Below are 20344 nucleotides of genomic sequence, written 5' to 3'. Positions count from 1 at the left end.
GGCGGCGCTAAGGTGACCGGCCATGACGACAATTGATCAAGTTCCCGCGGCTCCCGCATCCTTCGCCGTGCACATCCCGGACGCCGAGCTGGAGGCCGAACCGCTCGACCCGGAGCAGATCGTGTCCGGCGACCCGGTGGTCACGGGCAAGGTCCTCTGGGAGTCGCCGGACGGCAAGCAACTGCGTGGAATCTGGCAGATCACCCCCGGTGTGGTGACCGACACCGAGGCCAACGAACTGTTCGTGGTGGTCAGCGGCCGCGCCACCGTCGCGGTGGAGGGCGGCGCCACCCTGGAGATCGGTCCGGGCGACGCGTGCGTGCTGCGCGAGGGTGACAGGACGACCTGGACGGTGCACGAGACGCTGCGCAAGGCGTACCACATCAGCCTCTGAGGGCTGGAGGGCGAACCGGCAGGGCTTGTTGGGCCGGTACGTCGGCCGTCGCTGCACGCCCAGCCGTAGCTCTACGCTCGGCCGTCGTCATTGCACGCCCAGCCGTAGCTCTACGCTCGGCCGTCGCTGCACGCTCAGCCGTCGCCCTACGGCCGGCCGTCGCTGCACGCCCAGCCGTCGCCCTACGGTCGGCCGGGATCCGTACGGTCGGGAGCTTCCTGCTCCCCGTGAACTGTTTTCGTGCGGGCCGTGAACAGAGCCAGTCCCGCCATCGGCAGCAGCAACAGGGCGCCGGCCGCATTGAGCCAGCCGTAACCGGCCTGCGCGACGATCAACCCGGCCGCCGCCCCGCCGACGCCCGCGGCCGAGTTCATGGTCAGGTCCGACAGGCCCTGTGCGGCAGCGCGGGCGGGTTGCGGGACGGAGTCCGTGAGCAGCGCCGAACCCGAGACCAGGCCGGCCGACCAGCCGAGCCCCAGCACGAAGAGGCCCGCGGCGGTCTGCCCGTGGCTGCCGCCCGAGGTGCCTGCCAACAGCGCGGCGAGCGACAGCAGGCCTGCGGCCAGGCCGATCACCGAGAGTCTGCCCAGCCGGTCCGAGAGCCAGCCCATCACGGGTGAGAACGCGTACATCCCCGCGATATGACCACTGATCACCAGGCCGACCAGCTGGAGTCCCGCGCCGTGGTGGCCCAGGTGGACGGGGGTCATCGTCATGATCGACACCATCGCGGTGTGCGTGACGGCGACCGTGACGAGGGCGAGCCTGGCCCGTGGGGACGCCTTCACCGCGGCGACGCCCGCGCGCAGCGAGCGACCGGCCGCGGACCGGTCCTCGTCCGGGGCCAGCGCCCGTGCGGTCAGGAGCGGGTCGGGGCGGAGCAGGACGGCGACGACCACGCCCGTGAGCAGGAAGATGACGGCTGCCCAGAGGAACGGGGCAGCCGTCACGGGTATGGACGTGCCAGAGAAGACCCGCCCGGCCGGGGCCGCGATGTTCGGGCCGAGGACCGCGCCGATCGTCGTGGCCCAGACGACCGTGGAGATCGCCCGCGCCCGCCGGTCAGGCGCGGCCAGGTCGGCGGCCGCGAACCTGGCCTGCAGATTGGCGGAGGACGCGGCGCCGAACCCGGCCATGCCGACGAGCAGCAGCGGGAAGTTCTTCGTCAGCGCGGCGAGCACCACGAGGGCGGCGCCCAGCGCGCCGATGAGGTAGGCGAGAACGAGCCCCGGCCGCCGCCCGCGCGAGGTCATCAGCGAGGCGAGCGGTACGGAGAGCAGTGCCGTGCCGACCACGGAGGCGGTCGGTGCCAGCCCGGACACCGCCTCGGTGCCACTGATCTCGGTGGCGAGGACGGGGGCGAGCGCGATACCGATCGGGACGCCCAGCCCGCCCAGTATCTGGGTGACGATGAGGACTCCGGTGGTACGGCGCTGCAACGCGGGCAGGTCCTCGACGGCCACCGGGGGCGCAGGAGATCCGGGAACGGACGCGGTCTCAGCAGGCAGCACGGGAACGCCACCCACAACGAGCCCGTCGGCGCCGGGCCTTCCGCCGCCAAGCCCATCCGCACCAGGCCCCTGGCCATCGAGCCCGTCGGCGCCAGCCACGCCCGGTCCCCCTGCGCCAGGCCCCGCCACACCGGCCCCGGACCCGACCCCGGACGCCGCCCCGGCCGGCTCCGGTATCGCTCCGGCAGCGGGCCGGTCGCCCGGGTCGTGGCTGGCGTTGGTTCCGTGGGTGGCGCTCACTTCGTACCCGCCTCCCCGTCCTCGCGGCCCGCGGGAACGTCGGCCGGGCCCGGAGGGGTGTAATGGTCAAGGAATGTCGTCACCGCCGCAGTGTGCCAGTGCGCATGCTCCGCCGACACAGGAAGCCGCGGCCGCTCAGAACAGGGGGCGCGGCAGCACCCCCTCCAGTGCCAGCAGTACCCGCTTCGTCTCCAAACCGCCGCCGAACCCGCCCAGTCCGCCGCCGCTCTCCACCACCCGGTGACACGGCACCACCACCGGCAGGGGGTTCGCCCCCATGGCAGCTCCGACGGCCTGCGCCCCGCCCGGCTGACCGACGCGGTGGGCCAGGTCGCCGTATCCGACGACCGCGCCGTAGGGAACCGCCTCGTACAGCTCGCGCAGTACCTGCCGGTTGAACCCGGAGGTCAGCGACCAGTCCAGCGGGAGGTCGAACTCCCGCAGCGTGCCCGCGAAGTAGCCGGCCAGCTGACGTGCGGGTTCGGCCAGCCGGCTGGACGCCACCGTGGCCTCGGGTATCTCGACGAGCTCCGCCCCCAGCCGCGCCGACAGCATCTCCAGGGTCTTCCCGAGGGCCCTCTCCCGCGCGTGGAAGAACACCCCCACCAGCCCCGCGTCGGTCGCGGCCAGCAGAAGCGGGCCGACGTCGCTCCCGACGACGGCCCACTCGACGCAACTCGTACCTGTCGCGGTGCTGTTCATGCCGACCACCGTACGACCGGCCACTGACAACGGGCCCCGATTGACGGGAGTCCGCAGGTCAGTGCGGTGCACCGGAGCTGCGCCGGCCGGCCGGCGGGGCCGGTCAGGGGCGTACTGCGCGCTGCACGACGTCCGGCTTGTTGCTGATGACGGCGTCCACACCGAAGCCCTTGACCTTCCGCGCGTTCGCCGCGTCGTCGACGGTCCAGGCGCTGACCTTCAGCCGCTTGCCGTGCGCCCCGGTGAGCCGGTGCACCGCCGCCACGTACTCCTTGGTGATCGTCCCGTGCTGCGGGTTGATCTGGTCGGTGTACGCCGCGTACTTCGGCAGGTCGGCCACGGCGGGCGTGCCGAGGAATCCCGTGGTCAGGTCGGCACGCTGCCGGTGCAGGGTCTGGATGCTCGCCGCGTCGAAGCTCTGGACGACCAGCTTGTTCCGGACGTGTCCTGTGTCGAGCCAGCCCTCGTCGCCCAGCACCTCGACGATGTCCTGCTCGATGCCCGGGTAGAGCGCCGGGCTCTTGATCTCCATCAGCAGTTTCTGGTCGTTGTGGTCCACCCGGTTGAGGTACTGCTTCAGCGTCGGCACGCGCGTGCCCGCGAACGCGGCGCCGAACCAGCTGCCCGCGTCGAGGGTGTTGATCTCGGCCGCGGTGAAGTCCTGGACCTTCCACGGCGAGCGGTCGGGGAAGCGCTGCTCGACGTCCGTGGTCCGCGCCAGGCTCTCGTCGTGGAGGATGACCAGCTCGCCGTCCTTGGTGCGCTGGACGTCGTTCTCCACCCAGTCGATGCCCAGCGTGTCCGCCCGGTCGACGGCCGCGAGGGTGTTCTCCGGCGCGTAGGCGGAGGCGCCCCGGTGTGCGATGACGGTGGGGCCGTGGGCGGCGTACCAGCGGGCCTCGGCCGCCGCCACGCGGTCCACCGCGGGGGCGGCCTGGGCGGTGGTGGACAGGGTCAGGACGCCGGCCCCGCCCATCAGCACGGTGAGGGCGGCGGCAACGGTGCGTGAGTGCAACGGAGTTCTCCTGTGTACGGGACGTGACGCATGTGTGTCGTGCAAGTGACCGTGTACGGCCAAAGCGTGACAGTAGAGCGTCAAGGGGGATCGGGCGAGGGGCATCCGTGCGATGAACGACGCACCACGACCAGACATCACGCGTTGTGACGGACTCGTTGCACGAAGGGGGCTGCACGGGCGACGCGCCCCCTCCGCTGCCCACGGGTCGAGCCCCGACGATCCCCGGGAGGGGCCAGGCGGGACCAGGGCCGGGGGCGATCACCGGGTGAGTGTCAGTGGTGGGCCGTACGGTGGTTGCATGCGGCCCGTTTCCAAGATCGAACGTACGGTGGCGCCCTTCGAGGTCGTCAGTCCCTACCAGCCCAGCGGTGACCAGCCGGCGGCCATCGCCGAGCTGGAGAAGCGTATTCGCGCAGGTGAGAAGGATGTCGTCCTGCTGGGTGCGACCGGCACCGGCAAGTCGGCGACGACTGCCTGGATGATCGAGAAGCTTCAGCGCCCCACGCTCGTCATGGCACCCAACAAGACCCTCGCGGCCCAGCTGGCGAACGAGTTCCGGGAGCTCCTGCCGAACAACGCGGTCGAGTACTTCGTCTCGTACTACGACTACTACCAGCCCGAGGCGTACGTCCCGCAGTCGGACACCTACATCGAGAAGGACTCCTCGATCAACGAGGAGGTCGAGCGGCTGCGCCACTCCGCGACGAACTCGCTGCTCACCCGCCGTGACGTCGTCGTGGTCGCCTCCGTCTCCTGCATCTACGGCCTGGGCACACCGCAGGAGTACGTGGACCGCATGGTCACCCTCAAGGTCGGTGAGGAGATCGACCGCGACGCCCTGCTGCGCCGCTTCGTCGACATCCAGTACAACCGCAACGACATGGCGTTCCAGCGCGGCACCTTCCGGGTGCGCGGCGACACCATCGAGATCTTCCCGGTCTACGAGGAGCTGGCCGTCCGCATCGAGATGTTCGGTGACGAGATCGAGGCCCTGTCCACGCTGCACCCGCTCACCGGCGAGGTGATCAGCGAGGAGAACAGTCTGTACGTCTTCCCCGCCAGCCACTACGTGGCAGGACCCGAGCGCATGGAGAAGGCGGTCAACGGCATCGAGAAGGAGCTGGCGGACCGCCTCGCCGAGCTGGAGAAGCAGGGCAAGATGCTGGAGGCCCAGCGGCTGAGGATGCGTACGACGTACGACCTGGAGATGCTCCGCCAGATCGGCAGCTGCTCCGGCATCGAGAACTACTCGATGCACTTCGACGGCCGCGAGCCCGGCACCGCCCCGCACACACTCCTCGACTACTTCCCCGAGGACTTCCTGCTCGTCCTCGACGAGTCGCACGTCACCGTCCCGCAGATCGGCGCGATGTACGAGGGCGACGCCTCCCGCAAGCGCACCCTGGTCGACCACGGCTTCCGGCTGCCGTCCGCCATGGACAACCGGCCGCTGAAGTGGGAGGAGTTCCAGCAGCGGATCGGCCAGACGGTGTACCTGTCGGCCACCCCGGGCAACTACGAGCTCTCGCGCGGCGACGGCTTCGTCGAGCAGATCATCCGCCCGACCGGCCTCGTCGACCCCGAGGTCGTCGTCAAGTCGACCGAGGGCCAGATCGACGACCTGGTGCACGAGATCAGGAAGCGGACCGAGAAGGACGAGCGCGTCCTGGTCACCACCCTCACCAAGAAGATGGCCGAGGACCTCACCGACTACTTCCTCGAACTGGGCATTCAGGTCCGCTACCTGCACAGCGACGTCGACACCCTGCGCCGCATCGAGCTGCTGCGCGAACTGCGCGCCGGTGAGTACGACGTCCTGGTCGGCATCAACCTGCTCCGCGAGGGCCTCGACCTGCCCGAGGTGTCCCTGGTGGCGATCCTCGACGCCGACAAGGAGGGCTTCCTGCGCTCGGGGACGTCCCTGATCCAGACCATCGGCCGTGCGGCGCGCAACGTCTCCGGCCAGGTCCACATGTACGCGGACCGGATCACCCCCGCGATGGCCAAGGCCATCGACGAGACGAACCGCCGCCGCGAGAAGCAGGTCGCGTACAACAAGGAGCGCGGCATCGACCCGCAGCCGCTCCGCAAGAAGATCAATGACATCGTCGCGACGATCGCCCGCGAAGAGGTCGACACCGAGCAGCTGCTCGGCACCGACTACCGCAAGCCGAAGGCGGGCAAGGACGCCAAGGCCCCGGTTCCGGCGCTCGGTGGCAAGGCGGCGAAGGCCGGCGGCAAGGCCGCCAAGGGCAAGAAGGGCGCCGAGGTCCTCACCGACCGCCCGGCGGCCGAGCTCGCCGAACAGATCGAGGAGATGACCGCCCGGATGCGCGCGGCGGCCGCGGAGCTCCAGTTCGAGGTGGCCGCCCGGCTGCGTGACGAGGTGGGCGAGCTCAAGAAGGAGCTGCGGATGATGAGGGAGGCGGGACAGGCGTAACGGGGGCCCTGTGCGTCCTGGGGCGCCCGTGGCGCGCGACACCCACGGACACCCGGCGGAGTGTTGCAGGAACGACACAAAACGCATCGGGGTTGTCGCCCCCTCGGACGGACTGCGTAGGGTGCTGCACAACCGCACACACGGGCGGCCGCGTGGGTTTGTGGAGAGGGGTAGCGCGTGACGGTCAACATGACCAAGGGCCAGGCCATCAGCCTGCAGAAGAGCGACGGGGGAACCCTGACCGCGGTGCGGATGGGGCTCGGCTGGCAGGCGGCGCCGCGCCGTGGTCTGTTCGGCTCGCGTACCCGCGAGGTCGACCTCGATGCCTCTGCCGTGCTCTTCGCCGACAAGCAGCCGGTGGACGTCGTCTTCTTCCGCCACCTGGTCAGCGACGACGGGTCTGTCAAGCACACCGGTGACAACCTGGTCGGCGGTGCGGGCCAGGGCGGCGACGACGAGTCGATCCTCGTCGACCTGCAGCGCGTCCCGGTGCACATCGACCAGATCGTCTTCACGGTGAACTCCTTCACCGGCCAGACGTTCCAGGAGGTGCAGAACGCGTTCTGCCGCATCGTCGACGAGACCAACGGCCAGGAGCTGGCCCGCTACACCCTCGACGGCGGCGGCCAGTACACCGCCCAGATCATGGCGAAGGTGCACCGGGCCGGTACGGGCTGGCAGATGACGGCCCTCGGAAACCCGGCCAACGGCCGCACCTTCCAGGACCTGATGCCGTCGATCCTGCCGCACCTGTAGGTACGGGCGGGTTCCGCAGCAGCACCGCAGCTCCCGGCAGGCTCCAGGCCGCCGGGGGCTGCACCGCATTCCGGCAGCAACGGGAACACCGACGGTGGGGGAGAACGACGATGACGGCCGAGCTGGCCCGGGGGCAGAACCACCCCCTGCCCCAGTCCCGCCTGGAGATCAGGGTCTCGGCCGGTCAGCCGGTCGTCGCCGGCGCCACGCTGGGAGACGAGCAGGGCGTCGTGCGGGGCGTCGGGCAGGTGGCCCACCCCGGCTCCCACCAGCTGCCTGGGCTGGAGGTCTCCCGGCAGGCCGCCGCCGACCACCGGCTCGCCGTCGACCTCGGCGCCCTGCCCGGGGACGTCCACCGGGTGCACGTACTGCTCGCCCTGCCGTCCGCCGCGGGCTTCCCGGCGCGCTTCGGCGCGGTCGCCGCGCCCTTCGTCGCCGTGACGGGTCTGGACGGCGCCGAGCTCGTCACCTTCACCCTCACCGGTCTTGACGCCGAGTCCGCCGTCGTCGCCCTGGAGCTCTACCGCAGGGGCGAAGCCTGGAAGGTACGGGCCGTCGGTCAGGGGTACGCGGGCGGCCTCGCCGAGCTCCTCGCCGACCAGGGCCTCCCGCAGGCCCGTGAGCTGGCCGCCACCATCCAGGAGGCGGTCGGCCGCGGGCTCGCCCGTTCGGTGGCTCCGCCCCCGCCCCGTACAGCTGAGCACGACCGGGCACAGCGCACGCCGCCTGCCGCCCGGCAGGGGGCCGCGCCCCCGGAAGCCGTGCGGCACGACGCCACGGGCGGACAGCCCACCGCGCCCGCCGCGCCCACCCCGTCGCAGGGTTCGGCCGCTCCGTCGCAAGGCTTGCCCGCCCCGTCCGGTGGTCCGGTCAACTACAGCCACCCCCGACGCAAGGCGGCCGCACCACAGGCCGCACCGACCGGGGCCGGGGCCACGACGCCGCCCGCACCATCGCCCGTGCCCGCCGGAGCCGGCCAACCAGGTCCAGGCGGACAAGCAGGAGAGCCGGGGCAGGCAGGGCAGGAGGGCAGGCCGCCGCGCCCGGTGGCCGGCGACGCCTCCGGCTGGTCCATGGAGGAGCGGCTCTACAACCAGGTCTGGGGCATGTTCGAGGACCTGGCCCGCACCGCGGCCGCGTACCGCAGCGCCGTCGACTTCGCCGAGTCCCGCATGGAGCAGGAGCTCGACAAGGTGCTCTCCGACCCTCGTAGCCGCATCGGTTCCACCGGCGACACGGCCCGGGAGGGTGCCCGCGCCAAACGGGACGCTCTCGTCGAGCAGGCCCGCGCCGTCCTGGACCGCGACGTGGCCCAGCTGGTCGCCGAGTCCGAGGTCGTCGAGCCCGCCCTGCCACCGTCCTTCGCCCGCTGGAACACCCCGGCCTGGCACGCGTACCGCGTCCCGATGGAGATCCCGATGGCGCTGCGCATCGGCGATCTGCACCTCCCGGAACGCCCCGACCTGCACATACCGCTGCTCGTCAGGCTGCCGCTTGAGCGCGGTCTGTGGATCGACTCCGGACGGACGGGCTCCGAGGCGGCGATGATGATGGACACCGACGAGCTGCGCCGGCTGTCCATGGACACCGCGGTGACGCACGCCGCGCGGCTCCTCGGGGCCTATCCGGCGGGCGAGTTCACCGTGCACGTCATCGACCCGGCGGGCTCCGCGTCCGCCGCGCTGGCCCCGCTGGTCAGGTCGGGGGTGCTGGCCACGCCGCCCGCCACGGGGGCGCAGGGGGTGGTGACCGTCCTGGCGCGGCTGACCGAGCGCGTCGACCTCGTACAGATGGCGATCAGGGCCGGTGCCTCGGACGCGCTGCCGCCGCACCTGGACACCGCAGAGCAGCTCCTGATCGTCAACGACTTCCCGCACGGCTTCGACGACCGCGCCGTCACCCAGTTGCGCTACCTGGCCGACGAGGGGCCGTCGGTCGGCGTCCACCTGATGATGGTGGCCGACCGGGAGGACGCGAGCGCCTACGGGCCGGTGCTGGACCCGCTGTGGCGTTCGCTGCTGCGTCTGACCCCGGTGCCTGACGCGCATCTCGCCGACCCGTGGGTGGGCCACGCCTGGACGTACGAACCGCTGCTCGCCCCGCCCACCGGACAGCTGCTGTGGAACGTGCTCAGCCAGGTGGCGGCGGCCCGCAGGGCGCTCGGCAGGTAGTCGCGTCCCCTTCTGGCGATCAGGCTCTGACCAGTCGCTTTGGGGTTCGTTTACCCATCCCTTTACCTTCTCTTGGTACTTCCTGTACTCTCGGCGGAGCGGAGGGGAGTACTCCCGGCCTGCGATGTACCCGTCAATACGGACCGCCATCGGTCCCGGGGCATCGGCCCGGCGCACGCCACAGAGCGGCCCGGGTGGAAGAGACCTCCGGCAGCGACGACGCTGATCGAGTAGCCGTAGCTATCTGCCGGAGGCGCAGTGGACGTTTCATTGAACACGTGGCTCCTCACCATCTTGGCGCTTGCCGCCCTGATCGGTGTGGACTTCTTCATCGGGCGCAAGCCCCACGACGTGTCGGTCAAGGAAGCCGGCATCTGGACGGGTGTCTGGATCGCCCTGGCCGTCATCTTCGGTGTCGGCCTGCTGGTCTTCGGCCAGAGTCAGGCGTCCGGCGAGTTCTTCGCGGGCTTCATCACCGAGAAGTCCCTGAGCGTCGACAACCTCTTCGTCTTCGTACTGATCATGGCGAAGTTCTCGGTGCCCTCGCACCTCCAGCAGCGGGTACTGCTGATCGGTGTGCTGATCGCGCTGGTCCTGCGAGCGATCTTCATCGCCGCCGGCGCCGCGGTCATCGCCAACTTCTCCTGGGTCTTCTACATCTTCGGCGCGTTCCTGATCTACACCGCCTGGAAGCTCATCCAGGAAGCACGTGCCGGTGAAGAGGCGGAAGCCCCCGAGGAGAACCGCCTGCTCAAGAAGATCGAGGCCAAGTTCGGCGTCGACGACAAGTACCACGGCACCAAGCTCTTCATCCAGAAGAACGGCAAGCGGGTCCTGACGCCGCTGATGGTCGTGATGCTCGCCATCGGTATGACGGACATCCTGTTCGCGCTGGACTCCATCCCGGCGATCTTCGGCCTCACCCAGGACCCGTACATCGTCTTCACCGCGAACGCCTTCGCGCTGATGGGCCTGCGCCAGCTGTACTTCCTGATCGGCGGCCTGCTCAAGAAGCTGGTCCACCTGAGCTACGGGCTCTCCGTGATCCTCGGCTTCATCGGCGTCAAGCTGGTGCTGCACGCGCTGCACGAGGGCGGGGTGCACGTCCCCGAGATCTCCATCGCGGTCTCGCTCTCCGTCATCTGCGGCGTGCTGGTCGTCACCACGATCACCAGCCTGATCGCCAACAAGAAGACCGAGCAGCGGGAGGCAGCCGAGGCAGCCGGGAAGTCCGACCGGTCCTCGATCGACTCCTGACCTCGCACGCCGTGTGAGCGGCGGGGGGGGGGGCCCCCCGGGGGGCCCCCCCCCCCCCCGGGGGGGGGGGGGGGGGGCCGGGCGGGGGGGGGGGGGGGCGGGCCCCGCCCCCCCCCCGGGGGCCCCCCCCCCCCCCCCCCCCCCCGCCCCCGCCGCCCCCCCCGCCCCCCCGCCCCCCCCCCCCCCCCCCCCCCGGGGGGGCGGGCCCCCCCCCCCCCCGGGCCCCCCCCCCCGCCGCTCAGGTGCGTTCGGGCGCGTCCGCGTCCGGTTACAGTCCTTCGCGTTCCAGCTCGTCCGCCGGTACGAGCCCCGGCACCCGCGGTGGTTCGGCCGGTGCGAGCAGGGTCGAGCGGAAGCCGTCCACCCCGGCCGGAACGTCCCCGTCCAGGGTGATCCGGCGCACCACCCGCGGCTGGTCGCCGTAGTCGTCGACCGCGTAGTGCTGGGTGGCCCGGTTGTCCCAGATCGCCACGTCACCCACCTGCCACCGCCAGCGCACCAGGTTCTCCGGCCGCTCGACGTACCGCTGGAACAGGTCGATCAACGCCCGGCTGTCCGCGGTCGGAAGGCCGGCGAGGCGCTGCACGAAGTTGCCGAGCAGCAGCGTGCGCTCGCCGGTCACCGGGTGGACCCGCACCACCGGGTGCTCGGTGCGGAAGGTTGTCGACACGAACACCTTCCGGTACAGCTTGGCGACCTCCGCGTCGGCGCCCGACGGCCGGTGCGCGATCCGTTCCGCGTAGTCGTAGTCGTTGCTGTGCACGGCGTGCAGCGAGTCGGCGAGGGTGCGCAGCGGGAGGGGCAGGTCGTTGTACGCGGCGGCCGTGTTGGCCCATATCGTGTCCCCGCCGCGGGCCGGGATCTCCAGCGCGCGCAGGATCGACGCCTTCGGGTACGCCGGTACGAACGTCACGTCCGTGTGCCACTGGTTGGCGCGTACGCCCTTGGTGGCGTCCAGCTCGAAGATGTACCGCCCGTCCGCGGAGGGCACCGTCGGGTGCGAGACGGGATGGCCGAGGCGTCGTGCGAACTCCTCGTGCGCCGTGTCGTCGAGATGGTCCTGCCCCCGGAAGAAGATCACCTTGTGGGTGTACAGCGCTTCTTCGAGGGCGGTGAGTGTCGCCTCCGACAGGTCGCCGGACAGGGTGACGCCACTGACGACGGCGCCGATCCTGCCGGACAGCGGGGTGACGTCGAGGGCGTTGAGCGTGCTGGTCATGGACGTGCTCCTCCGGACGGCAGGTCACCCAGATCGAATCGGGCGGCAGCGGGGGGTGGGGCCCGCTGCCGCCCGACCATCGTGGCGCGCCGTCGTTGCCGCCGTGTGGCAGCGGCATGAAGGAAGCTCTGGGGAGGTCCGGCATCGGACCGGCCCCCGCCGGGGGGCCTACCAGCCGCGCTCGCGCCACTCGGCGAGGTGCGGGCGCTCGTCGCCCAGGGTGGTGTCGTCGCCGTGGCCCGGGTAGACCCACGACTCGTCCGGCAGTTGTCCGAAGACCTTCTGCTCGACGTCGTCGAGCAGTGAGACGAAGGCCGCCGCGTCGCCGAAGGTGTTGCCCACCCCGCCGGGGAAGAGGCAGTCCCCGGTGAAGACGTGCGGGTGGCCGTGCGGGTCGTCGTACACGAGGACGATGCTGCCCGGGGTGTGTCCGACGATGTGGCGCGCGGTCAGCTCCACGCGCCCCACCCGTACGGTGTCGCCGTCCGCGACGAGCGTGTCGGTCGGGACGGGGATGCCCTCCGCGTCGTACCGCCCGGCGAAGGTGCGGGCGCCGGTGGCCGCCACGACCTCCGCGAGGGCCGCCCAGTGGTCGCCGTGCCGGTGGGTGGTGACCACGGACGCCACGGAGTCCGTGCCGATCAGCGACAACAGGGTGTGCGGCTCGGCCGCGGCGTCGATCAGCAGCTGCTCGCCGGTGTCCCGGCAGCGCAGGAGATACGCGTTGTTGTTCATCGAGCCGACCGCGACCTTCGAGATCATCAGGTCCTTGAGCTCGTGCACGTCCGCCGGTCCGCCGACCCTCACCGCTCCGCTGTACGTCATACCGCGCACCCTATAGCGGGCCGCTAGAGGGACGGCAGCACGGGCAGCGGACCGCCCAGGACGGTCAGTGCGGCGCCGTCGCGGCGGCCGGCGAGCCAGCCCAGGAGATCGGCGGCCGCGCCCGTCACGGTGATCGCGGGGCCGCCGCTGCGGCCGGTGGTCCACTGCTGGCCGTCGTCGGCGGTGAGCGTCGTGGGGGCCACCGCTTCGTTGCCCAGGAAGCGGTCCGCGAGGAAGGAGGTCTCGCGGCGGGTGAACTCCGCGGGGAGGTCCTCCAGGTCGTACCCGGTGTCCAGGTCGACGTGGTGCAGCTCGATCTCGATCAGCCGCCGGAACGGCAGCCGGGACGCCGTGTCGGTGACCCCGTTGCGCAGCTCCACGGTGCGTCCCCAGTCGGCGGGCTCGTCCGCCGCCTGCCGGAAGCGCTCCGCGGTCGCCCGTACGTCTTCCAGCTGTACGTCGAGGGGGCGCGGGGCGTCGCGTGCGATGTCGCCGTCGCGCGCCTGCGCGCTCTCGTACATGGGACGGCCGGAGAGGACGTTGAGCAGGGCGTCGGCGTTACGGGCCAGGTGGGCCAGTACGTGGCCACGGCTCCAGCCGGGAAGCCGTGACGGTTCGGCGAGCGAGGCGTTGTCAAGCCGGGCGGCGGAGGCGAGCAGCCGGTCGGTCGCCGCGCTCAGCAGTGCCAGATCGTGCACATGATCACTCATGGGGCAGACGATAGGCCGCCGCGCAAGACGCATCCACTCGTTCGGGTGAAGCAGGTGCGGTTTGGCCGCTAATCGAATGTACGTGCTATACGCTCGAAGGGAACATCCGAACCCCGGGCAAGTGTTGAACGGAACGGTGCCCGTGGGATTTCGGCCCGCAGAACAGGGCACCCACCCGTAGTACGGGGCAATCAGCCGCAATACAGGGCACCCCCAGCAGCCTGCTTCTCGGCACCCTGCTTCTTCTTCTTCTCCAGAAAGGTGCGAACCGGCGTGGCCGACCGTCTCATCGTTCGTGGCGCTCGCGAGCACAACCTCAAGAACGTCTCGCTCGACCTCCCCCGCGACTCCCTCATCGTCTTCACGGGGCTCTCCGGGTCGGGCAAGTCCTCCCTCGCGTTCGACACGATCTTCGCCGAGGGGCAGCGCCGCTACGTCGAATCGCTCTCCTCGTACGCACGGCAGTTCCTCGGTCAGATGGACAAGCCGGACGTGGACTTCATCGAAGGCCTCTCGCCCGCCGTCTCCATCGACCAGAAGTCGACCTCGCGCAACCCGCGCTCGACGGTCGGCACCATCACGGAGGTCTACGACTACCTCCGGCTGCTCTTCGCCCGCATCGGCAAGCCGCACTGTCCCGAGTGCGGCCGCCCGATCTCCCGGCAGTCGCCGCAGGCCATCGTCGACAAGGTCCTGGAACTGCCCGAGGGCAGCCGCTTCCAGGTCCTCTCGCCGCTGGTGCGCGAGCGCAAGGGCGAGTTCGTCGACCTGTTCGCCGACCTCCAGACCAAGGGCTACAGCCGCGCCCGGGTCAACGGCGAGACGATCCAGCTGTCCGAGCCGCCCAAGCTCAAGAAGCAGGAGAAGCACACGATCGAGGTGGTCGTCGACCGCCTCACCGTCAAGGAGAGCGCCAAGCGCCGGCTCACCGACTCCGTGGAGACCGCCCTCGGGCTCTCCGGCGGCATGGTCATCCTGGACTTCGTCGACCTCGACGCGGACGACCCGGACCGCGAGCGGATGTACTCCGAGCACCTCTACTGCACCTACGACGACCTGTCGTTCGAGGAGCTTGAGCCCCGCTCGTTCTCGTTCAACTCGCCCTTCGGCGCCTGCCCCGACTGCTCCGGCATCGGTACGCGCATGGAGGTCGACCCCGAGCTGATCGTCCCCGACCCGGACAAGTCCCTCGACGAGGGCGCCATCCACCCGTGGTCGCACGGACACACCAAGGACTACTTCGCCCGCCTGGTCAACGCACTGGCGAGCGAGCTCGGCTTCAGTACGGAGATGGCGTGGGCGGGACTGCCGCAGCGCGCCAAGAAGGCCCTCCTCAACGGCCACCGGACGCAGATCGAGGTCCGCTACCGCAACCGGTACGGCCGCGAGCGCGCCTACACCACCTCCTTCGAGGGCGCGGTGCCGTTCGTGAAGCGCCGGCACTCGGAGTCCGACAGCGACTCCAGCCGCGAGCGCTTCGAGGGTTACATGCGCGAGGTGCCCTGCCCCACCTGTGAGGGCACGCGTCTCAAGCCGCTCATCCTCGCGGTGACGGTGATGGGCAAGTCCATCGCCGAGGTCTCCTCGATGTCGATCAGCGAGTGCGCCGAATTCCTCATCCAGCTCACCCTGAACGACCGTGACAAGGTGATCGCCGAGCGCGTCCTCAAGGAGGTGAACGAGCGCCTGCGCTTCCTCGTGGACGTCGGCCTCGACTACCTCTCGCTGAACCGCCCGGCGGGCTCCCTGTCCGGCGGCGAGGCCCAGCGCATCCGGCTCGCCACCCAGATCGGCTCCGGCCTGGTCGGCGTGCTGTACGTGCTGGACGAACCGTCCATCGGTCTGCACCAGCGCGACAACCACCGCCTGATCGAGACGCTGGTGCGGCTGCGCGACATGGGCAACACGCTGATCGTCGTCGAGCACGACGAGGACACGATGAAGGTCGCCGACTGGATCGTCGACATCGGTCCCGGCGCGGGGGAGCACGGCGGCAAGGTGGTGCACAGCGGCTCCCTCAAGGGCCTGCTCGCCAACAAGGGGTCGATCACCGGGCAGTACCTCTCCGGAAAGCGGGCCATCCCGACCCCGGACGTCCGGCGTCCCGTTGACCCTGCGCGCCACCTCACCGTGCACGGCGCCCGCGAGAACAACCTCCAGGACATCGACGTCACCTTCCCGCTCGGCGTCCTGACCGCGGTCACCGGTGTCTCGGGGTCCGGCAAGTCCACGCTGGTCAACGACATCCTGTACACCCACCTGGCCCGCGAGCTGAACGGCGCGCGCAGCGTTCCGGGGCGGCACACGCGGGTGGAGGGCGACGCGCTCCTCGACAAGGTCGTGCATGTCGACCAGTCGCCCATCGGGCGTACGCCGCGTTCCAACCCCGCGACGTACACCGGAGTCTTCGACAAGATCCGCAAGCTGTTCGCGGAGACGACGGAGGCCAAGGTCCGGGGCTACCAGCAGGGCCGGTTCTCCTTCAACGTCAAGGGCGGCCGCTGCGAGAACTGCTCCGGCGACGGCACCATCAAGATCGAGATGAACTTCCTGCCGGACGTCTACGTCCCGTGCGAGGTGTGCCACGGCGCCCGCTACAACCGCGAGACGCTCGAAGTGCACTACAAGGGCAAGAACATCGCCGAGGTGCTCAACATGCCGATCGAGGAGGCCCTCGACTTCTTCGAGCCGGTCACCTCCATCGCCCGCTACCTCCAGACCCTCAATGAGGTCGGCCTCGGGTACGTCCGCCTGGGCCAGGCCGCCACCACGCTCTCCGGCGGCGAGGCGCAGCGCGTCAAGCTGGCCGCGGAGCTGCAGAAGCGGTCCTCGGGGCGGAGCGTCTACATCCTCGACGAGCCGACCACCGGTCTGCACTTCGAGGACATCAGCAAGCTCATCAAGATCCTGGACGGGCTGGTGGAGAAGGGGAACTCGGTGATCGTCATCGAGCACAACCTCGACGTCATCAAGACCGCCGACTGGGTCGTCGACATGGGCCCCGAGGGCGGAAAGGGCGGCGGCCTGGTCGTTGCCGAGGGCACCCCGGAGGAGGTGGCGGGAGTCGCCGCCAGCCACACCGGCAAGTTCCTGCGGGACATCCTCGACCCGAGCCGGATCAGCGACGCGACCCCGGCGAAGAAGAAGGCCCCGGCGCGCAGGACGGCCGGCACGGTGGCAGCCACCGAGGCGGTGGCGGGTCGCAAGACGGCGGCGACCGCGAAGACCGCGACGAGGAAGACGGCGGCGAAGTCGGCCGCCCCGGCCGCCAAGAAGACGGCCGCGAAGAAGTCCGCACCGGCGAAGAAGACGACGGCACGGACCCGCAAGGGCTGAGGGGCTCTTGCGCGGTGCGCGTGCGCGGTGCGTCACAGCGGGAGGCGTGGGGGGGGGGCCCGGGGGGGGGGCGGGCCCCCCCCCGGGGGGGGGGGGGGGGGGCCGGGGGGGGGGGGGGGGGGCCCCGGGGGGGCCCCCCCCCCCCCACGCCGGGTTTGTGGGGTCGGGCCCGGGGGTGCCGGAGGGGACGCCCACGAGGGCGACCCGTCGGGTGGTGCCCGCCGCCGGGTGCGCACGGGCCCCACGGGTATCGTCGGGATCGCACCGCGTCCCCGTCGCAACACTGGCGGGATCGCACCGCGTACCCGTCGTGGTCCTGGCGGGATCGCACCGCGCACCCGTCGTGGTCCTGGCGGGATCGCACCGCGTACCCGTCGCACCCCCCGGTGGGATCGCACCGCCGCACCACCCGTACCGCACCCGTGGAGATCCCCATGTCCGGCAGCCCGTCCGCCGCCCGCCGCACCGTCCTCAAGGGCGCCGCACTCGCCGGGGCCGCCGGGCTCGGCGCCGCCGCCTGCTCCACCGAGTCGAAGCTCGGCCACGCCGAGAACCCGACCCCCACCGCCCCCGTCGCCCTCGGTGACGCGACGGCCGTGCCGGTCGGCGGCTCCAAGCTGTACCGCGAGCAGCGCCTCGTGGTGAGCTGCCCGGCCAAGGGCGAGTACAAGGCGTTCAGTGCTCAGTGCACGCACGCAGGCTGCGTCCTGGACAAGGTCGAGACCAACGAGGGCCACTGCCCCTGCCACGGCAGCCTGTTCGACACCACCACGGGCAAGGCCCTGCACGGCCCGGCCACCGCGCCGCTGCCCTCGGTCCCGGTCAAGGTCGAGAACGGCAAGCTCGTCGCGGGCCCGAACGCCTGAGCCGTCCGAAGCGCGACGAGGCGGCGGATCGTGGCGGAAACGCCACCCAGGCCCTGCCCCGCCCCATCCGTCACTCCCAGTCCCAGTCCACGCCGAGCATTCCCGGCCGCACCACCTGCTCGACGAAGTGCACCGTGCCGTGCCGGCCGCTCAGGGTCAGGTCCTGCCGGGCCACCCGCGGCGCACCCGTCGTCGTCTGGGCGAACCGGCGGCACCGCACCGGCAGCGCCTCCTCGTCGAAGCGGACCTGGAGCAGGTACTGGCCGCCGGCGAAGGCGAAGCCGCGCACGTACTCGGTGCTCGGGCCACCGGTGCCGTCCTCGAAGCCGTACTCGAAGAAGTACGTGTCCCCGGCCCGCAGCCGTGCGTCGAACAGCATCTCCGCGACGACCAGGCCGGTCTCCCGGTGCCACCGCACCCGCCCGGTACGGCAGTTCTCGCCGGCCCGCGCCACCACCCGGGACGCGTCGCAGCCGGGATCGCCGTGGTGCACGGCCAGATAGCGGTCGACGCCGTCCCTGTGGGCCCGCACCACGTGCTGTGAGTCGCGCCCCACCAGCTCCCGGCCCCCGCCGATGCGCACCCGTTCGTGATGGCCCACGGTGTGCAGTCCGCCGTCGACCGGGGACTCCAGCTCCGAAAGCAGGAGTTCTACCGAGCCCGACGCCTCCACCAGCGCCCGGTACGCGCGCGCGGCCGGCCGCTCGGGCTCGTCCCTCGCGTCCGTGAGCAGCAGCCGGATCAGCGACTCGGCGGGCAGCCTCAGCACGCTCTCCAACTCCCGTACGGCGCGCAGCGACTCGGCCCGCTGCGGGCGCCGCGCCCCCTGCTGCCAGTAACTGAGGCTGGTCACCCCGACCTTGACGCCCCGGTCCGCGAGATGGTGCTGCACCCGCTGGAGCGGTAGCCCGCGCACGGCGAGCGCGGCCCGCAGCGCCAGATGGAAGGGCCCGGTCCGCAGCAGCTGCTCCAGCTCGGCCACCGACGGCAGGGGACCGTCCGTGTCCGGCGTGGGGTGCGTCGGGTGCTGCCGCATCACGGTTCCTCCGGGTGGGGGGGTGAACATTCACGGCGGCGCACCGCACGCGCACGCCGCCGACGGCGAAGCGGGCTGGTGGGCGGGAGTGCGCCGTTCACATCCGCGTCACGCCGTTCACAGCACCGCGTCACCCCGCATTGAAGCGTGTTGACCTGCACCCGACAACACCCGATGCTCCTCAGCAGCGTCCGGACGCGCTCCTCCACCCCTTCCTCGCCCCGTCGGCCCCCGCCGGAGCCGGGAAGGCCCCCACCACCGCCTCGGGAGGACCGCGATGCGCGATCGAAGCGACACCAGACCCCGCAGAACCCTCGGACGGCTCTGCCCTGCCGTCCCCACCGCCGCACTGCTGCTCGCCGTGGGCACGGCGACGGCGACCGCCGCCCCCGTGCCCACGGCGCCCCCCGCCCCCGCCGCATCCGTCTCCGACGGCCCCGCGACTGCGTCTCGGCAGGCACAGCAGGCACAGCAGGCACAGCTCCCCGCGGCCCCCTCACCGGGCGCGCCGCTGCTCGCCGCCAAGCGCCTGAACATCACCATGCAGGCCCAGGAGAAGACTAACTGGTGCTGGGCGGCGGGCGGCAACACCATCGCCGCCTGGTTCGGCAGGAACTACAGCCAGAACCAGTTCTGCAACGCCGCCTTCGGCCGCAACCAGAGCACCACCTGCCCCAACAACCAGGCCACCCTCGGCAACGTCCAGAACGGCCTCGACTGGGCGGGCATCAACCCCGGCTCCTACGTGACCGGGTGGCTGCGCTACCCCACCGTCCAGACGGAGATATCCGCCGACCGTCCGATCGAGACCCGCATCCAGTGGTCGAGCGGCGGCGGCCACATGCACGTCATCTACGGCTACGACACGGCGAGCAGCTGGGTCTACTGGGGTGACCCGTGGAAGAGCAGCAGCCGTTACAACTGGGCTTCGCACGACTGGTACGTGAACAACAACGAGTTCTCCTGGACCCACTCGCTCTACAAGATCGGGGCGTGACGCCATGGCCTTGCGCATGATGACCGGGCCCGCCGGAACAGCGGCCGTCGTGGCCGTCGCCGCCTCCGTCCTCGGCCTCGCCGGCCAGGCCGGTGCCGCGGAGAACCCCGTCGCCCCCGCCGAGCGGGCCGCCGCCCGCGCGGCGGCGACCGCCCCCGCCACCCTCGACACGCTGTCCCGCTTCTTCGCCCGCGACGGCGCCGTCACCCGCGCCGCCGCCGCACCACGCGTGCAGGGGACGACGGTCCCGGTGCGCACGCTGTCCGCCGAGTTCGTCGCGGGCAGGCCGGGCGCCCCGGTCTCCCGCCTCGACTTCCTGGCGACCACCGCGGTCTCCGCGGACGGGCAGAAGGCCTCGCTGTGGCTGACGCCCCGGGCGGGCACCTGGAAGGTCGTCAACATCGCCACCGGCGACGACGAGACCCGCTACGCCGCGGACGGCGCCCGCAAACTGCCCGGCGGCACCGTCTTCCGCGAGCCGCAGACCGACGCCTGGTACGTGCACGACGGTGCACGGGTGCTGCCGCTGGACGACGACGCGGCCCGCGCGGTCGGGGCCGGGGGCACCAGCCTGACCGTGTACCGCGACCGGGTCCACCAGGCCTACGGCGACAAGCTCCCCGGCAGCGCCTACGCCACGCAGGGCAAGGCGGGCGGCTACGGCGCCGGCTCCACCGCGCCCACGGCGGAGGGACCGCCCACGGCTGCCGGACCGCCCACGGCCGCCGGGGGGAGCGTCCCGGTGGCCCCGCTCGCGGCCGGCGGGGCGGCCGCGCTGCTCGCCGCCGCGGGACTGACCGTCGTACGCCTGCGCCGCCGCCCGCGGACGTGACGGTGGTACGCGTGCCGTCCGCCGGCCGCCGTCC

At 71.4% G+C, this 20344-nt stretch carries 16 protein-coding genes; 9 read left to right on the top strand and 7 right to left on the bottom strand.

Annotation, left to right across the window (positions count from 1 at the left end; genetic code table 11):
* Nucleotides 1-22 precede the first annotated feature (22 nt).
* Nucleotides 23-394, top strand: a complete 372-nt coding sequence (locus tag ACIQM4_RS21040) for a cupin domain-containing protein (RefSeq protein WP_401593596.1) — start codon at nucleotides 23-25, stop codon at nucleotides 392-394.
* A gap of 182 nt (nucleotides 395-576) precedes the next feature.
* Here ACIQM4_RS21040 and ACIQM4_RS21035 read toward each other — a convergent pair whose 3' ends face one another.
* The 3 genes from ACIQM4_RS21035 to ACIQM4_RS21025 all read right to left on the bottom strand — a co-directional run bounded on the left by ACIQM4_RS21035 (nucleotide 577) and on the right by ACIQM4_RS21025 (nucleotide 3862).
* A complete protein-coding gene (locus ACIQM4_RS21035) occupies nucleotides 577-1902 on the bottom strand; it encodes an MFS transporter (protein WP_401594151.1) in 1326 nt (441 codons plus the stop codon).
* Between the two features lie 378 nt (nucleotides 1903-2280).
* Nucleotides 2281-2847: a methylated-DNA--[protein]-cysteine S-methyltransferase gene (locus tag ACIQM4_RS21030; RefSeq protein WP_401593594.1), complete on the bottom strand. Its 567-nt coding sequence runs from the start codon at nucleotides 2845-2847 to the stop codon at nucleotides 2281-2283.
* Nucleotides 2848-2950: 103 nt separating this feature from the next.
* Entirely contained in the window at nucleotides 2951-3862 is a 912-nt protein-coding gene (locus ACIQM4_RS21025) for a glycerophosphodiester phosphodiesterase (RefSeq protein ID WP_401593591.1), read from the bottom strand.
* A gap of 301 nt (nucleotides 3863-4163) precedes the next feature.
* Between ACIQM4_RS21025 and uvrB the strand changes: the two genes are divergently transcribed.
* The 4 genes from uvrB (at nucleotide 4164) to ACIQM4_RS21005 (ending at nucleotide 10489) form a co-directional block, all read left to right on the top strand.
* Nucleotides 4164-6305: an excinuclease ABC subunit UvrB gene (gene uvrB, locus ACIQM4_RS21020; protein WP_401593589.1), complete on the top strand. Its 2142-nt coding sequence runs from the start codon at nucleotides 4164-4166 to the stop codon at nucleotides 6303-6305.
* A 177-nt stretch (nucleotides 6306-6482) separates the two neighbouring features.
* The gene (locus ACIQM4_RS21015; RefSeq protein WP_401593586.1) at nucleotides 6483-7061 is read left to right on the top strand and encodes a TerD family protein; all 579 of its coding nucleotides are present in this window, start codon (nucleotides 6483-6485) and stop codon (nucleotides 7059-7061) included.
* Nucleotides 7062-7171: 110 nt separating this feature from the next.
* A complete protein-coding gene (locus ACIQM4_RS21010; protein WP_401593583.1) occupies nucleotides 7172-9232 on the top strand; it encodes a TerD family protein in 2061 nt (686 codons plus the stop codon).
* A 258-nt stretch (nucleotides 9233-9490) separates the two neighbouring features.
* A complete protein-coding gene (locus ACIQM4_RS21005; protein ID WP_401593580.1) occupies nucleotides 9491-10489 on the top strand; it encodes a TerC family protein in 999 nt (332 codons plus the stop codon).
* 268 nt (nucleotides 10490-10757) lie between these two features.
* Here the strand turns inward: ACIQM4_RS21005 and ACIQM4_RS21000 are convergent, their stop codons facing one another.
* From ACIQM4_RS21000 to ACIQM4_RS20990, 3 genes are all read right to left on the bottom strand, one after another.
* Nucleotides 10758-11708, bottom strand: a complete 951-nt coding sequence (locus ACIQM4_RS21000) for a TauD/TfdA dioxygenase family protein (protein WP_401593577.1) — start codon at nucleotides 11706-11708, stop codon at nucleotides 10758-10760.
* Nucleotides 11709-11876: 168 nt separating this feature from the next.
* Nucleotides 11877-12533, bottom strand: coding sequence for an MBL fold metallo-hydrolase (locus tag ACIQM4_RS20995; protein WP_401593575.1), 657 nt, complete (start codon nucleotides 12531-12533; stop codon nucleotides 11877-11879).
* Between the two features lie 23 nt (nucleotides 12534-12556).
* A complete protein-coding gene (locus ACIQM4_RS20990) occupies nucleotides 12557-13243 on the bottom strand; it encodes a maleylpyruvate isomerase family mycothiol-dependent enzyme (protein WP_401593573.1) in 687 nt (228 codons plus the stop codon).
* A gap of 273 nt (nucleotides 13244-13516) precedes the next feature.
* Here ACIQM4_RS20990 and uvrA point away from each other — a divergent pair, with 273 nt between their 5' ends.
* Entirely contained in the window at nucleotides 13517-16579 is a 3063-nt protein-coding gene (gene uvrA, locus ACIQM4_RS20985; protein ID WP_401593571.1) for an excinuclease ABC subunit UvrA, read from the top strand.
* 434 nt (nucleotides 16580-17013) lie between these two features.
* Nucleotides 17014-17445 carry a Rieske (2Fe-2S) protein gene (locus tag ACIQM4_RS20980; protein WP_401593569.1) on the top strand — a complete coding sequence of 144 codons (432 nt, stop codon included), beginning with the start codon at nucleotides 17014-17016 and terminating at the stop codon, nucleotides 17443-17445.
* A 70-nt stretch (nucleotides 17446-17515) separates the two neighbouring features.
* Here the strand turns inward: ACIQM4_RS20980 and ACIQM4_RS20975 are convergent, their stop codons facing one another.
* Nucleotides 17516-18481 carry a hypothetical protein gene (locus tag ACIQM4_RS20975; RefSeq protein WP_401593566.1) on the bottom strand — a complete coding sequence of 322 codons (966 nt, stop codon included), beginning with the start codon at nucleotides 18479-18481 and terminating at the stop codon, nucleotides 17516-17518.
* Nucleotides 18482-18758: 277 nt separating this feature from the next.
* Here ACIQM4_RS20975 and ACIQM4_RS20970 point away from each other — a divergent pair, with 277 nt between their 5' ends.
* Nucleotides 18759-19478, top strand: coding sequence for a papain-like cysteine protease family protein (locus ACIQM4_RS20970; RefSeq protein WP_401593564.1), 720 nt, complete (start codon nucleotides 18759-18761; stop codon nucleotides 19476-19478).
* A gap of 4 nt (nucleotides 19479-19482) precedes the next feature.
* Nucleotides 19483-20310: a hypothetical protein gene (locus ACIQM4_RS20965; protein WP_401593561.1), complete on the top strand. Its 828-nt coding sequence runs from the start codon at nucleotides 19483-19485 to the stop codon at nucleotides 20308-20310.
* Nucleotides 20311-20344: the final 34 nt, after the last annotated feature.

This window comes from Streptomyces sp. NPDC091272, from assembly GCF_044757485.1.
Taxonomy (GTDB): Bacteria; Actinomycetota; Actinomycetes; order Streptomycetales; family Streptomycetaceae; genus Streptomyces.
The sequence above is the reverse complement of the archived record's forward strand: the minus strand, read 5'-3'. Positions and strand labels throughout refer to the sequence as shown.

What these genes read in the sequence shown, in the direction of transcription:
- ACIQM4_RS21010 (WP_401593583.1), top strand. Translation starts at nt 7,172, where the DNA reads ATGACGGCCGAGCTGGCCCGGGGGCAGAACCACCCCCTGCCCCAGTCC.
- ACIQM4_RS20975 (WP_401593566.1), bottom strand. Translation starts at nt 18,481, where the DNA reads ATGCGGCAGCACCCGACGCACCCCACGCCGGACACGGACGGTCCCCTG.
- uvrB (WP_401593589.1), top strand. Translation starts at nt 4,164, where the DNA reads ATGCGGCCCGTTTCCAAGATCGAACGTACGGTGGCGCCCTTCGAGGTC.
- ACIQM4_RS20990 (WP_401593573.1), bottom strand. Translation starts at nt 13,243, where the DNA reads ATGAGTGATCATGTGCACGATCTGGCACTGCTGAGCGCGGCGACCGAC.
- ACIQM4_RS21040 (WP_401593596.1), top strand. Translation starts at nt 23, where the DNA reads ATGACGACAATTGATCAAGTTCCCGCGGCTCCCGCATCCTTCGCCGTG.
- ACIQM4_RS21000 (WP_401593577.1), bottom strand. Translation starts at nt 11,708, where the DNA reads ATGACCAGCACGCTCAACGCCCTCGACGTCACCCCGCTGTCCGGCAGG.
- ACIQM4_RS21030 (WP_401593594.1), bottom strand. Translation starts at nt 2,847, where the DNA reads ATGAACAGCACCGCGACAGGTACGAGTTGCGTCGAGTGGGCCGTCGTC.
- ACIQM4_RS20980 (WP_401593569.1), top strand. Translation starts at nt 17,014, where the DNA reads ATGTCCGGCAGCCCGTCCGCCGCCCGCCGCACCGTCCTCAAGGGCGCC.
- ACIQM4_RS20965 (WP_401593561.1), top strand. Translation starts at nt 19,483, where the DNA reads ATGGCCTTGCGCATGATGACCGGGCCCGCCGGAACAGCGGCCGTCGTG.
- ACIQM4_RS20995 (WP_401593575.1), bottom strand. Translation starts at nt 12,533, where the DNA reads ATGACGTACAGCGGAGCGGTGAGGGTCGGCGGACCGGCGGACGTGCAC.
- ACIQM4_RS20970 (WP_401593564.1), top strand. Translation starts at nt 18,759, where the DNA reads ATGCGCGATCGAAGCGACACCAGACCCCGCAGAACCCTCGGACGGCTC.